Consider the following 12159-nt stretch of genomic DNA (forward strand, 5'->3'; position numbering starts at 1 on the left):
GCACGGACACTTCGGCGCCCACCGAACTATCGCTGCACGCCCTGCTGCACCTGCTGCACCTGCCGCCGTACCTGCTCGTACTGCTGCGCCAGCCCGTCCAGCAGCGCCGTGAGCCCCGTCTCGAAGGCCCGCTCGTCGATCTTCTCCTGCTGCTCGGCGAGCAGATGGGCCTGGCCCAGGTGGGGATAGTCGGCGGGGTCGTAGGCGCTCGCGTCGTCCACGAAGCCCCCGGCGAACGAACCGAGCACGGAGCCCATGACGAAGTACCGCATCAGCGCGCCGATGGAGGTCGCCTGTGCCGGTGGCCAGCCGGCGTCGACCATCGCGCCGTACACGGCGTCGGCCAGTCGCAGGGCGGCCGGCCGCCGCCCCGGACCCCGGGCCAGTACCGGGACGATGTTCGGGTGGTCGCGCAGGGCGGCCCGGTAGGAGACGGCCCAGTCGTGCAGCGCGGTGCGCCAGTCCCGGCCGTGCGTGCCGCCCTCGAACATCGACAGGTCCACCAGGCCGCTCACCGAGTCGGCGACCGCCTCCAGGATCTCGTCCTTGGTGCGGAAGTGGTTGTAGAGCGAGGGCCCGCTGACCCCCAGCTCGGCGGCGAGCCGACGGGTGGAGACGGCCGCCAGGCCCTCCCGGTCCACGAGTTCCCGGGCCGTCTCGACGATCCGGTCGGTGCTGAGGAGGGGCTTGCGCGGTCGGGCCATGGCGCACATAGTAGGGCTGCGGACGGAAACTAGCAGTGCTAATTTAAATGTACGGCTTTCAAGATCCGTCATCGGTGTCGTCTTCTGTGGGGTGATCGCGTGGTGAACCTGGGGCTCAGCGAGGAACAGGCCGCCGTACGGCAGCTGGCCCGGGACTTCGTGGAACGCGAGATCGCCCCGCACGTCGTCGCCTGGGACCGCGCCGAGGAGGTCGACCGGGGCATCGTCAAGAAGCTCGGCGAGCTCGGCTTCCTCGGGCTGACCATCGACGAGGAGTACGGCGGCTCCGGCGGCGACCACCTCGCGTACTGCCTGGTCACCGAGGAGCTGGGGCGCGGCGACTCCTCCGTGCGCGGGATCGTCTCCGTGTCCCTCGGGCTCGTCGCCAAGACGATCGCCGCCTGGGGCGACGAGGAGCAGAAGCGGCGCTGGCTGCCGGGTCTGACGGCCGGCGAGTACGTCGGCTGCTTCGGCCTCACCGAACCCGGCACCGGCTCCGACGCGGGCAACCTGGTCACCCGCGCCGTACGCGACGGCGACGACTACGTCATCAACGGCACCAAGATGTTCATCACGAACGGCACGTGGGCGGACGTCGTGCTGCTCTTCGCCCGCTCCACCGACGCCCCCGGCCACAAGGGTGTCTCCGCCTTCCTCGTGCCCACCGACACCCCCGGCCTGACCCGCCGCACCATCCACGGCAAGCTGGGCCTGCGCGGCCAGGCCACCGCGGAACTCGTCCTCGAGGACGTGCGGGTGCCCGCGTCCGCGATGCTCGGCGAGGCGGGCCGGGGCTTCTCCGTGGCCATGTCCGCGCTGGCCAAGGGGCGGATGTCGGTGGCCGCCGGCTGCGTCGGCATCGCGCAGGCCGCGCTGGACGCGGCCGTGCGGTACGCCGGTGAGCGCGAGCAGTTCGGCAAGCCCATCGCCCACCACCAGCTGGTGCAGGAGCTGATCAGCGACATCGCCGTCGACGTGGACGCCGCCCGGCTGCTCACCTGGCGCGTCGCCGATCTGATCGACCGCGGGCAGCCGTTCGCCGTCGAGTCCTCCAAGGCCAAGCTGTTCGCCTCCGAGGCCGCCGTCCGCGCCGCCAACAACGCCCTCCAGGTCTTCGGCGGGTACGGGTACATCGACGAGTACCCGGCCGGCAAACTCCTGCGCGACGCCCGCGTGATGACCCTCTACGAGGGCACCAGTCAGATCCAGAAGCTGCTCATCGGGCGTTCCCTGACCGGGGTTTCGGCGTTCTGAGTACCGATCTGAGTACGCGAGCGGATGTGGCGCGGGCCACATCCGCCGATGCTCTTCCCATGAGTGACACACCGGTCAAACAGCAGAGCACGGCCGCCTTCTACGGTCAGGCCGTCGCGTCCTTCGCGGTCGCCATGGTGGCCACTGCCGTCGGCATCTACCAGCTCCGCGCCGACGCGTGGGTGCGCGCCTTCCTGGCCATCGCCGTCCTCTATCTCGTCACCTCCGCCTTCACGCTCGCCAAGGTGATCCGGGACCGGCAGGAGGCCGGTCAGATCGTCAGCCGCGTCGACCAGGCACGCCTGGAGAAGCTGCTGGCCGAACACGACCCCTTCGAGAAGCTCTGACCGGCTGCACTAAGCGCTCGCTCACCGTCGGCGGTATGGTGGTGCTCCTGTCATCGAGAGGGGCGAGCGAGCGATGAGTACGGCGGAGGAGACGACCGGCGGCGAAGTGGAGCCGTGGGAAGAGGTCACCCCGGACGCGGCCCGGCGGCTGCTCGTCGCCGCCGTGGAGGCCTTCGCCGAGCGCGGCTACCACGCGACGACCACCCGAGACATCGCGGGCCGCGCCGGCATGAGCCCGGCCGCGCTCTACATCCACTACAAGACCAAGGAAGAGCTGCTCCACCGGATCAGCCGGATCGGCCACGACAAGGCCCTCGACATCCTGCGCACGGCCGCGCGGCGGGAGGGCACCGCGACCGAGCGGCTGGCCGACGCGGTCGGCTCCTTCGTCCGCTGGCACGCGGGACGGCGCACCACCGCGCGGGTCGTGCAGTACGAACTCGACGCCCTCGGCCCCGAGGCCCGCGCCGAGATCGTCGCGCTGCGCCGCCAGGTCGACGCCGAGGTGCGCGGGATCATCGAGGACGGCGTGGCCTCGGGCGAGTTCGACGTCCTGGACGTCAAGGGCACCACGCTCGCCGTGCTGTCGCTGTGCATCGACGTGGCCCGCTGGTTCACCGTGGACGGTCCGTTCACCCCCGAGGAGGTCGGCGCGCTCTACGCCGACCTCGTGCTCCGGATGGTCGGGGCGAAGTAGCCGCCCCCGCGCTCAGAAGTAGTACCGGGCCACCGACTCCGCGACGCACACCGGCTTGTCGCCGCCCTCGCGCTCCACGGTGAAGGCCACGGTCACCTGCAGACCGCCGGTGACGTCCTCGACGCCGGTGATCTTCGCGGTGGCGCGCAGCCGGGAGCCGACGGGGACGGGGGAGGGGAAGCGGACCTTGTTGGTGCCGTAGTTCACACCCATCTTCACGCCCTCGACGCTCATCAGCTGCGGCCCGAAGAGCGGGAGCAGGGAGAGCGTGAGGTAGCCGTGGGCGATGGTCGTCCCGAAGGGGCCCGCCGCGGCCTTCTCCGGGTCCACGTGGATCCACTGGTGGTCCCCGGTGGCCTCGGCGAACAGGTCGACGCGCTTCTGGTCGACCTCCAGCCAGTCGGTGTACCCCAGCTGCTCGCCGACGGCCGCCTTCAGCTCGTCGGGGGAGGTGAAGGTCCTCGGTTCTGCCATGTTCCCGGCCTCTCGCTCGCATCTCGCTCGCATGTCTAAGCAACTGCTTAGCATGGTCGGGTGAGGGGCGCCTGTCAACGGATCGCGGCCGGCACCGGGCGACTAGGCTCTGAGGGGTGCCCCAGATCCCCGAGAAGATCCACGAGCTGACCGTCGGCCAGTTGTCCGCGCGCAGCGGTGCCGCCGTCTCCGCCCTGCACTTCTACGAGTCCAAGGGCCTGATCAGCAGCCGCCGCACGTCCGGCAACCAGCGCCGGTACAGCCGCGACACCCTGCGCCGGGTCGCCTTCGTACGGGCCGCGCAGCGGGTCGGCATCCCGCTGGCCACGATCCGGGACGCGCTGGCCGAACTGCCGGAGGAACGGACGCCGACCCGGGAGGACTGGGCGCGGCTGTCGCAGAAGTGGCGCTCGGAACTCGACGAACGCATCAAGCAGCTGAACCGGTTGCGCGACCACCTGACCGACTGCATCGGGTGCGGGTGTCTTTCCCTGGAGAACTGCGTGCTGTCCAACCCGGACGACGTGTTCGGTGAGCGGTTGACCGGGTCACGGTTGTTGGCGGAGGGGCGCTGAGGTTCGGCTACCGGGGAGGGGCCTCGGTGGTCTGCCGGGTGCGGGTCCGTCGTGGCTGGTCGCGCAGTTCCCCGCGCCCCTGGGGAGCTGCAGTGCCGTCGGCCTTCATGGTGCCGCCGCTGCGGGCAGTCGTGCCTCCCCCAGTGCCTTAAGGGCCTGGGGGGGACCCCAGGCGGCACGGGTGGGCGCAGCGGCACCTTGCCGGCGCCAGTAAGCGACCCACCCCAGCCCCGGCGCACGGCACGTCACTCGAACTCGGTGCCACCCTTCCGCGTCAGGTACGCCGGACTGACCGCCTTGGCAATGGCGCGACCCCCCGTCACCGCGCTGTACCGCTCCACCGCGGGCCGTATCACCACACCCTCCCGCAGATGCAGCCCCCGCCCGGACACCGTCTCCCGCCCGCTCGCGAACTCCAGCACCCGCTCGATGTCGTACGGCCCCGCGTACAGCCGGGGCACCACCGGCAACTCCCCCTCCAGCAACTCGGCCGCGTCCAGCCAGCGCACCGTGCCGTCCACGTCCGCCGAGACGTCGAACACCGCGTACCCCAGCGTGTCCCGCCGTCCGTCGGCGCCGTACGACAGGTCCTGCACCCCCGCGCCGTACACCTCCCCGAAGACGCCGATCCGGCGTGCCCCGAGCCGCTCGGCCAGCCGCGCCGCCGCCTCGGCGACCCCGTGCCCGCGCACCGCCCGCCAGTACAGGTTCCGTGGATCCTCCTTCAGCGCCAGGGACTTGGCGCCGAACCCCTTGGAGGACACGTACACCCGGCCCTCGTCCGCGACGTACGTCAGCAGGCAGGCCGAGCCGTGCAGCTTCTCCGTCAGGACGACCGGCTCGCCCGGGGTGAAGATGTCCGGGTAGCGCTGGATGTTCTCGATGTCGACCCAGGGCAGCAGGTCGGGAGCCGACTCCACGTCGCCGTTCATGGTCGGCGGGATCGGTGGCACCCACTTGGTGATGCCCAGCCGCTCCGCGAAGTCCGTGCCCTCGGCCGCCGCCCGCGCCAGGTCGACGTCCGCCAGCGCCTTCGGCCGGCACACGATGCCCTGCGACAGCTCGCCGCGCAGCCGCACCGCCTTGACCCGGTTGGCCTCGCCGCCCGCCAGCCGTCCGGTCAGCCCCAGCTCCTCGATCAGCCCGGCCGGGAGCACGGACTGCTCCGGGATGTAGACGGCGGCCTCGCCGGTGCGGTACGCGCCCTTGGCGACGACGGCCCGGTACAGACCCACCTGGGCCAGTTCGAGCGCGTCGGCGTTCGGATGCTCGTGGACGGTCAGCACTTCCGCGGTGACCCGCAGCGTGGACATGGGACTCCCCGTGTTCATCGGTTCGGTTTCATCGCCTCCACTGTCCGGACGGGAATCGGGTGGAGCCAGCCGATTTACGGCTGGTAGCGTCGCCTTCTCTGCCCCGCGCCGACCGCTGGAACGAGCCGTACCGGACCAGCCCTTCCGTCGCCAACTGGGCGTTTCCCGGCGCCCGTTGAGAGTCGGGCAGTGTCGTCCCCCGTGTGTGGCATCGTCGTGGCCGGTCGCGCGGATCCTCGCGCCCCTGGGGGGTTGCAGGTCCGTCGGCTTCGGGGCGCCGGCACCGTGTCAGCGCCGGCAAGCGACCTTCCCCCGGCCCAGCCCCCGCAGGGGTGCGGCATCCCCCTGCGCACCCCCCGATCCCCCAACCCCCCGGTCTCAGGCCGACATCAGCAGTCGCCCCCGCCTGGCGTACTCCAGTGCCTGCGGAGTGAGCACGGGGCGCGGGACGAGGATGCCGCAGTCCGTGCAGACCGGGCCGGACGACGGCTCGTGGTCCAGGCCGTACCGCCAGACCAGGCGGTCGCCGCCGCACACGGGGCAGGTCGAGCCCGGCTCCCGGTTCAGCGCGGTGATCAGCCGGCGCAGCACCTCGGCCAGCGGCGCGTCCGGGTGCAGCCGCGGGTCGTCGCACCAGGCGACCCCGAAGCCTCCCCAGGTCAGCCGGTGCCAGTCGTCCACGCTGCCCGGCCGGCGCAGCCCGTCGTGCTTCTCCTTCCTGCGCCGCTCGGTGAAGTCGGTCTCATAGGCGAGCCAGACGGACCGCGCTTCCTCCAGCTCCTCCAGTGCGGCCACGAGCCGCGCCGGGTCGGGGGAGCGGTCCTCGGGGCCGAAGCCCGCCCGGGAGCACAGATGGTCCCAGGTCGCCCGATGCCCGTAAGGGGCGAACTTCTCAAGGCACTTGCGCAGTGAGTAGCGCCGTAGTGCCAGATCGCAGTCCGGATCGCGTACCTGTCTCGCCAGACTCCGGAAACCGGCCATCGCCCTGCACCTCCGTCACACCTGCACCTGTACTTCGGTCACTTCGGCGTCGTCGCACGGACGTCGCCGAATAGACGTATCGACAGGCGATTCGGCTCCATCTCTTCGCGTGCTGTCTTCTTCTTTCTGCTTGCGGACTCCGGAAAGTGACGCATGTTCATCTTTAAAGCTGGGGATACCGGCGGTAACCTTCGGCCACCCCTGTCGCTAGGAGCTGCCATGCCACGGCGAACCCCACGTACCACGCTTGACAGACTGAGAACGTCCCGCCGCTTCGCCGGGTTCCTGAAGACGGCGTCCATATGCGTCCTCGTCGCCGGACTTCTCTCCCCGCTCTCCCAGACCGCGGCCGCCGCCACCGCCTCGAACGACTACTGCGGCGGCCAGTGCTCGGACATCCTGCCGCCCGGTGAGAACGGCAACGCCACGCTCGCCCAGATCCTGCTCAACCAGGCCTTCGGCACCCAGCCCTCGCACGCCGAGGACCAGCTCGGCCCGTACGCCGGCCTGGCCACCGGCTACAAGGGCCTCACGGACGCCACGATCGACACCTTCTTCAACGACGCCTCCTTCGGCGTCCCGTCCGACCAGGTCGCCTCCACCGAGAAGCCGGGCGGACGCGGTGACGTGACGATCGTCCGGGACAAGAAGTCCGGTGTGCCGCACATCACGGGCACGACCCGGTACGGCACCGAGTACGGCGCCGGTTACGCGGCGGCCGAGGACCGGCTGTGGCTGATGGACGTCTTCCGGCACGTGGGCCGCGGCCAGCTGACCTCCTTCGCGGGCGGCGCCGCCGCCAACCAGGGCCTGGAGCAGCAGTTCTACCGCAACGCGCCCTACACCGAGGCCGACCTGCAGGCGCAGATCGACAACGCGGTGGCCAGGAACGGCGCCCGCGGGCAGCAGGCCCTCGCCGACGTCAAGGCCTACCTGGACGGCGTCAACGCCTACATCGACGCCTCCGACAGCGGCCGTTACTTCCCCGGCGAGTACGACCTGACCGGCCACAAGGACCCGATCACCAACGCCGGCACCATCGACCACTTCAAGGTCACCGACCTCGTGGCGCTGGCCTCCGTCATCGGCTCCCTGTTCGGCTCCGGCGGCGGTGGCGAGGTCAGCAACGCCGTGTCCCTGCTCGCCGCGCAGGCCAAGTACGGCGTCGAGGAGGGCACCAAGGTCTGGGAGTCCTTCCGCGAGCGCAACGACCCCGAGGCCGTCCTGACCGTGCACGACGGCGAGAGCTTCCCCTACGGCGGCAAGCCCGCCGACGCCAAGGGCGAGGCCCTGCCCGACGCCGGCTCGGTCACCCAGGAACCGCTGGTCTACGACCGTACGGGCAGCGCGACCAGCGCGGCCGCCAGGAGCACCTCCGCGAGCGCCGCGAGGACCACGCTCAGCTCGGCGAAGCGCGGCATGTCCAACGCCCTCGTCGTGAGCGGCAAGTACACCGCCAGTGGCCACCCCATCGCCGTCTTCGGACCGCAGACCGGCTACTTCGCCCCCCAGCTGCTCATGCTCCAGGAGATCCAGGGCCCGGGCATCAGCGCGCGCGGCGCCTCCTTCGCGGGTCTGAGCATGTACGTCGAACTGGGCCGCGGCCAGGACTACTCCTGGAGCGCGACCACCTCGGGGCAGGACATCATCGACACCTACGCCGTCGAGCTGTGCCAGGACGACCACCACTACCTCTACCACGGCACCTGTACGGCCATGGACCAGGTCGAGCAGAAGAACTCCTGGTCGCCGACCACGGCCGACAGCACGCCGGCCGGGTCGTACACCATGCGGGTGTGGCGGACGAAGTACGGGCCGGTGGAGTACCGCGCGACCGTCGGCGGCAAGAAGGTCGCCTACACCACGCTGCGGTCCTCGTACCTGCACGAGGCCGACTCGATCATCGGCTTCCAGATGCTGAACGACCCCGGCTTCGTCAAGGGCCCGAAGGACTTCCAGGCCGCGGCCCAGCACATCAACTACACCTTCAACTGGTTCTACGCCGACTCCCAGCACACCGCGTACTACAACAGCGGCGACAACCCGGTCCGGGCCGCCGGCGTCGACGCCGAGTTCCCGGTCTGGGCGCAGCCGGCGTACGAGTGGCGGAACTGGGACCCGGCCACCAACACCGCCGACTACACCCCGGCCTCCGCCCACCCCAACTCCGTCGACCAGGACTACTACGTCTCCTGGAACAACAAGCAGGCCCAGGACTACTCGGCCGCCGGCTGGGGCAACGGCTCCGTGCACCGCGGCAACCTGCTCGACGACCGGGTGAAGAAGCTGGTCGCCGCCGGCGGGGTGACCCGTACCAAGCTGGTGCAGGCCATGGCGGACGCCGCCCTCGCCGACCTGCGGGCCGAGGACGTGCTGCCGAAGCTGCTCAAGGTGATCAACTCCTCGACGGTGACCGACGCCACGGCCGCCGCCGCGGTGAGCAAGCTGCAGGCGTGGGTGGACGCGGGCGCGGGGCGCACGGAGACGTCGGCCGGTTCGCACGCCTACGCCGATGCCGACGCGATCCGCCTCCTGGACGCCTGGTGGCCGCTGCTGGTCAAGGCCGAGTTCGAACCGGGCCTCGGCAGCGACCTGTACACGGCCTTCACCGGCAACCTGCCGGTGGACGAGGCCCCGTCCGCCGGTCACGGTCCGACCGGCTCGCACGCCGGAAGCTCCTTCCAGTTCGGCTGGTGGAGCTATGTCGACAAGGACATCCGGGCGGTGCTCGGGGAGAACGTGCGGGGCGGGCTCGCCGAGAAGTACTGCGGCGGCGGCAGCCTCAGTGCCTGCCGGGACGCGCTGATCAGCACCCTCGACCAGGCGGCCGGGATGACCGCCGCGCAGGTCTACCCGGGTGACGACCAGTGCTCGGCCGGCGATCAGTGGTGCGCCGACTCGATCGTCCAGCGCACCCTGGGCGGCATCAAGCACGGCAAGATCAGCTGGCAGAACCGGCCGACGTTCCAGCAGGTGGTGGAGTACACGTCGCACCGGTGACCCAGTGTTGGCAAACCGGTGTTGGCAAACGGTTGTTGGCCAGCGCCGGTGGGTCGCTGCCAACGGCCGTTGGCCAACACCGGCGGGCCAACGGCCGTTGGCGGCGGGTCACCCGACGCGGCCCGCCGCCAGCACCAGCCGGGCCAGTTCGGGGTGCACGATGTCGCTGTGCGCCCCGGCCGGCGGGCCGCCGTGGCAGACGACCGAGGCCGCGTCGACGTTCACGCACCCCGACGCGGGCAGCGCTCCGCCCAGGGCCGCCGTGAGGTCCAGCCGGGCGGTGCCCGGCACCGCCTGCACCCCGTCGTGCCCCATGGCGCCCCACTCCGGCCCCAGCACGGCCGCGATCTCGCCGCCCGCGCACGAGCGGTCGTCCCCGGACAGCCGGGAGGCCAGCGGATAGAACGTGCCGAGCGCCGCGTCGAAGTGCGAGTAGCAGCACACCAGCGGGCCGTCGATCCGCCCCTGCCGGCCCTTGAGTGCCCCCGCCTTGTCCGGGTCCTGCGGCAGCCGGTCCGCGAACGCGTAGTGCGAGAAGGCACCTTGGAGGAGCGTCACGGACTTCACCGTGCCCACCCCGTCCGGCAGCCCGCGCAGCGCGAACGACACCAGCCGCCCGCCGAAGCTGTGCCCGACCAGATGCACCCGCACCCCGGCCGCCGCACGCGCCAGCTGCCCGATCACCGGCCCGAGCCCGTGCTCGCCGACCGTCCCGGCCCGCCGCTTCATCGTGTAGTACGTCGCCTGCCGCAGCAGTTCCTTGGCGCCCTCCCAGGGGTTCGGGATGCTGAACCCGGTCGGTGCGCCGGGCGACCGGACGGCGGCCAGCGCCTCGGCGAACTCGTCGCAGGCGGTCGCCGGGTCCTCGGTGAACACCAGCGGCTCGCCCTCCTCGTCGGTGTCGGCCGCGCCGAGTCGCCGCCCGTCGTCCACCAGCAGCCGCACCAGCCGCCCGAAGTCGGCCAACCCGTCGGCGCCGCCCGGCCGTTCGTCCAGCATGCGGGCCAGCTGGTCGATGACCGTGGCCCGCCCCGGGAAGGTGTCCAGCAGGGCGCGCCGGGTGTCCTTGTCCAGCGCCGGGCCCGGTGCCGCCTGAGCCGCCAGGGCCGCCACCGACTTCGGGAAGTCGGGGATCGGCTCGTCGCTGAACCGCATCGACGGCCAGATCACGCCGACGTACCCGAGCCGGGCCCGGGGTGCGAGCCCCGGGACCGGCGCGAAGAACTGCCGGTACAGCGCGGTCGCGCCCGAGCGGTCGTTGTTCCAGCCGTGCGCGAAGACGATCAGGTCACGGACGCCGTGCTCCGTGACCTGCGCCATCAGATGGTCGCGTTCGGGGCCGTCCACGTCCCCGTCCGCGTCGAAGGTCAGCTCCCAGTAGGGAGTCACGCTCATCCCGGGATCCGCCATGCCAGGCTCCCTCGTCCCGCCGGAAACGATGCGTCGCACTGTGTCGCGGACGCATCGTCCTGCTCCGGGGCAGGGTTGGCCATACACCGCGCCTCAGCTGTACAGCAGATATTCCCCGCGAAGCCGCCGGAACGCGGCCAGCTCCTCCTGCCAGGCGCCGGTCACCTCGTCGGTGGTCGCCCCGGCGTCGATCATGGTGCGCACCCGGGCGGAGCCGGTGAGCCTGTCGATCCAGTTGTCCGGCCGCCACGCGAAGCCGGACCAGGCCTTCCGGACGGTCACCAGCAGCGCGATCCCGGTGCGGACCGGGTCGTAGGCGGCCCGGTCGTGCACATGGATCTGCACCCCGCCGACCGTCCTGCCCTGGAACTTGGAGAAGGTGGGCGCGAAGTACGCCTCCCTGAACCGCACGCCGGGCAGCGCGAGTTCGTTGAGCGCGGCGGCCCAGCGGCCGTCGACGCCCTCGGCGCCGAGCAGTTCGAACGGCCTGGTCGTGCCCCGGCCCTCCGAGACGTTGGTGCCCTCGAACATACAGGTGCCGGAGTAGACGAGCGCGGTGTCGGGGGTCGGCATGTTCGGGCTCGGCGGCACCCAGGGCAGCCCCGAGGCGTCGTAGAACCGGCTCCGCCGCCAGCCCGTCATCAGGACGGTGTCCAGCGGGACCGGCCTGCTCAGGAACTCCCCGTTGAACAGCCGGGCGAGCTCCGCGACGGTCATGCCGTGCGCCTGCGCGATCGGCTGCCGGCCGACGAAAGTGGCGAACTCCTTGTGCAGCACCGGGCCCAGGGCCTCGCGGCCGGTCACCGGATTGGGCCGGTCGAGCACGACGAACCGCTTGCCCGCGAGCTGCGCCGCCTCCATGCAGTCGTAGAGCGTCCAGATGTAGGTGTAGAAGCGGGCGCCGACGTCCTGGATGTCGAAGACGACCGTGTCGACGCCGGCGGCGGTGAAGACGCCGGCGAGCTGCTGTCCGCTCTTCAGGTAGGTGTCGTAGACGGGCAGCCCCGTCGCCGGGTCGTCGTAGCGGCCCTCGGAGCCGCCGGCCTGCGCGGTGCCCCGGAAGCCGTGCTCGGGGCCGAAGACCGCGGTCAGCCGGACGCGCGGATCCCGGTGCATGACGTCGACGATGTGGGTGGTGTCCCTGGTGATGCCGGTGGGGTTGGTCACGATGCCGACGCGCCGGCCCTTGAGCAGGGAGTAACCGTCGGCCGCGAGTCTTTCGAAACCGGTGTGCGGTTCCGCACGATGGGTGGGCGTGGGCGTGAAGGCCGCCATGGGTGCCGATGCGAGCAGGTTCCGCCGGGACAGATGCATGACCAGAGGTTGGTGCGGTGGCCCTTCCTTCACACATACCGACCGGTTAGTCTGAGGCGGTCAGAGCCGACGCGCGCCGCGCGAAGTCGT

General features: G+C 71.2%; 11 protein-coding genes. 5 read left to right on the forward strand and 6 right to left on the reverse strand.

The features are described from left to right. Positions 1-26 precede the first annotated feature (26 nt). Complete coding sequence (locus ABB07_RS30565; RefSeq protein WP_208901743.1) at positions 27-704, reverse strand: TetR/AcrR family transcriptional regulator; 678 nt, start codon at positions 702-704, stop codon at positions 27-29. A 102-nt stretch (positions 705-806) separates the two neighbouring features. Between ABB07_RS30565 and ABB07_RS30570 the strand changes: the two genes are divergently transcribed. The 3 genes from ABB07_RS30570 (at position 807) to ABB07_RS30580 (ending at position 3002) form a co-directional block, all read left to right on the forward strand. After that, positions 807-1958 (forward strand): acyl-CoA dehydrogenase family protein, encoded by a 1152-nt coding sequence (locus ABB07_RS30570; protein WP_208903685.1) that lies wholly within the window; start codon positions 807-809, stop codon positions 1956-1958. A gap of 59 nt (positions 1959-2017) precedes the next feature. Next, entirely contained in the window at positions 2018-2305 is a 288-nt protein-coding gene (locus ABB07_RS30575; protein ID WP_208901744.1) for a YiaA/YiaB family inner membrane protein, read from the forward strand. Positions 2306-2378: 73 nt separating this feature from the next. After that, positions 2379-3002, forward strand: coding sequence for a TetR/AcrR family transcriptional regulator (locus ABB07_RS30580; RefSeq protein WP_208901745.1), 624 nt, complete (start codon positions 2379-2381; stop codon positions 3000-3002). Between the two features lie 12 nt (positions 3003-3014). Here ABB07_RS30580 and ABB07_RS30585 read toward each other — a convergent pair whose 3' ends face one another. Further along, positions 3015-3476, reverse strand: coding sequence for a MaoC family dehydratase (locus tag ABB07_RS30585; RefSeq protein ID WP_208901746.1), 462 nt, complete (start codon positions 3474-3476; stop codon positions 3015-3017). A gap of 116 nt (positions 3477-3592) precedes the next feature. Between ABB07_RS30585 and soxR the strand changes: the two genes are divergently transcribed. Continuing rightward, complete coding sequence (gene soxR / locus ABB07_RS30590) at positions 3593-4051, forward strand: redox-sensitive transcriptional activator SoxR (RefSeq protein ID WP_208901747.1); 459 nt, start codon at positions 3593-3595, stop codon at positions 4049-4051. Between the two features lie 245 nt (positions 4052-4296). On the opposite strand, the gene ABB07_RS30595 is transcribed toward soxR, so the two are convergent. Both ABB07_RS30595 and ABB07_RS30600 read right to left on the reverse strand, forming a co-directional pair. After that, positions 4297-5364, reverse strand: a complete 1068-nt coding sequence (locus tag ABB07_RS30595) for an RNA ligase (ATP) (RefSeq protein ID WP_208901748.1) — start codon at positions 5362-5364, stop codon at positions 4297-4299. Between the two features lie 378 nt (positions 5365-5742). Continuing rightward, entirely contained in the window at positions 5743-6345 is a 603-nt protein-coding gene (locus ABB07_RS30600) for a hypothetical protein (RefSeq protein ID WP_208901749.1), read from the reverse strand. Between the two features lie 219 nt (positions 6346-6564). Here ABB07_RS30600 and ABB07_RS30605 point away from each other — a divergent pair, with 219 nt between their 5' ends. After that, positions 6565-9345 carry a penicillin acylase family protein gene (locus ABB07_RS30605; protein ID WP_208901750.1) on the forward strand — a complete coding sequence of 927 codons (2781 nt, stop codon included), beginning with the start codon at positions 6565-6567 and terminating at the stop codon, positions 9343-9345. Positions 9346-9453: 108 nt separating this feature from the next. Here ABB07_RS30605 and ABB07_RS30610 read toward each other — a convergent pair whose 3' ends face one another. Together ABB07_RS30610 and ABB07_RS30615 are read right to left on the reverse strand one after the other, a co-directional pair. Further along, positions 9454-10755, reverse strand: a complete 1302-nt coding sequence (locus ABB07_RS30610) for an alpha/beta hydrolase family protein (protein ID WP_208901751.1) — start codon at positions 10753-10755, stop codon at positions 9454-9456. A 93-nt stretch (positions 10756-10848) separates the two neighbouring features. Further along, positions 10849-12069 carry an exo-beta-N-acetylmuramidase NamZ family protein gene (locus ABB07_RS30615; RefSeq protein ID WP_208901752.1) on the reverse strand — a complete coding sequence of 407 codons (1221 nt, stop codon included), beginning with the start codon at positions 12067-12069 and terminating at the stop codon, positions 10849-10851. Positions 12070-12159 lie beyond the last annotated feature (90 nt).

This window comes from Streptomyces incarnatus, from assembly GCF_001027185.1.
In the GTDB taxonomy this organism is placed as follows: Bacteria; Actinomycetota; Actinomycetes; order Streptomycetales; family Streptomycetaceae; genus Streptomyces; species Streptomyces puniciscabiei.

What these genes read in the sequence shown, in the direction of transcription:
- ABB07_RS30595 (WP_208901748.1), bottom strand. Translation starts at nt 5,364, where the DNA reads ATGTCCACGCTGCGGGTCACCGCGGAAGTGCTGACCGTCCACGAGCAT.
- ABB07_RS30565 (WP_208901743.1), bottom strand. Translation starts at nt 704, where the DNA reads ATGGCCCGACCGCGCAAGCCCCTCCTCAGCACCGACCGGATCGTCGAG.
- ABB07_RS30615 (WP_208901752.1), bottom strand. Translation starts at nt 12,069, where the DNA reads ATGCATCTGTCCCGGCGGAACCTGCTCGCATCGGCACCCATGGCGGCC.
- ABB07_RS30575 (WP_208901744.1), top strand. Translation starts at nt 2,018, where the DNA reads ATGAGTGACACACCGGTCAAACAGCAGAGCACGGCCGCCTTCTACGGT.
- ABB07_RS30600 (WP_208901749.1), bottom strand. Translation starts at nt 6,345, where the DNA reads ATGGCCGGTTTCCGGAGTCTGGCGAGACAGGTACGCGATCCGGACTGC.
- ABB07_RS30580 (WP_208901745.1), top strand. Translation starts at nt 2,379, where the DNA reads ATGAGTACGGCGGAGGAGACGACCGGCGGCGAAGTGGAGCCGTGGGAA.
- ABB07_RS30585 (WP_208901746.1), bottom strand. Translation starts at nt 3,476, where the DNA reads ATGGCAGAACCGAGGACCTTCACCTCCCCCGACGAGCTGAAGGCGGCC.
- ABB07_RS30610 (WP_208901751.1), bottom strand. Translation starts at nt 10,755, where the DNA reads ATGGCGGATCCCGGGATGAGCGTGACTCCCTACTGGGAGCTGACCTTC.
- ABB07_RS30605 (WP_208901750.1), top strand. Translation starts at nt 6,565, where the DNA reads ATGCCACGGCGAACCCCACGTACCACGCTTGACAGACTGAGAACGTCC.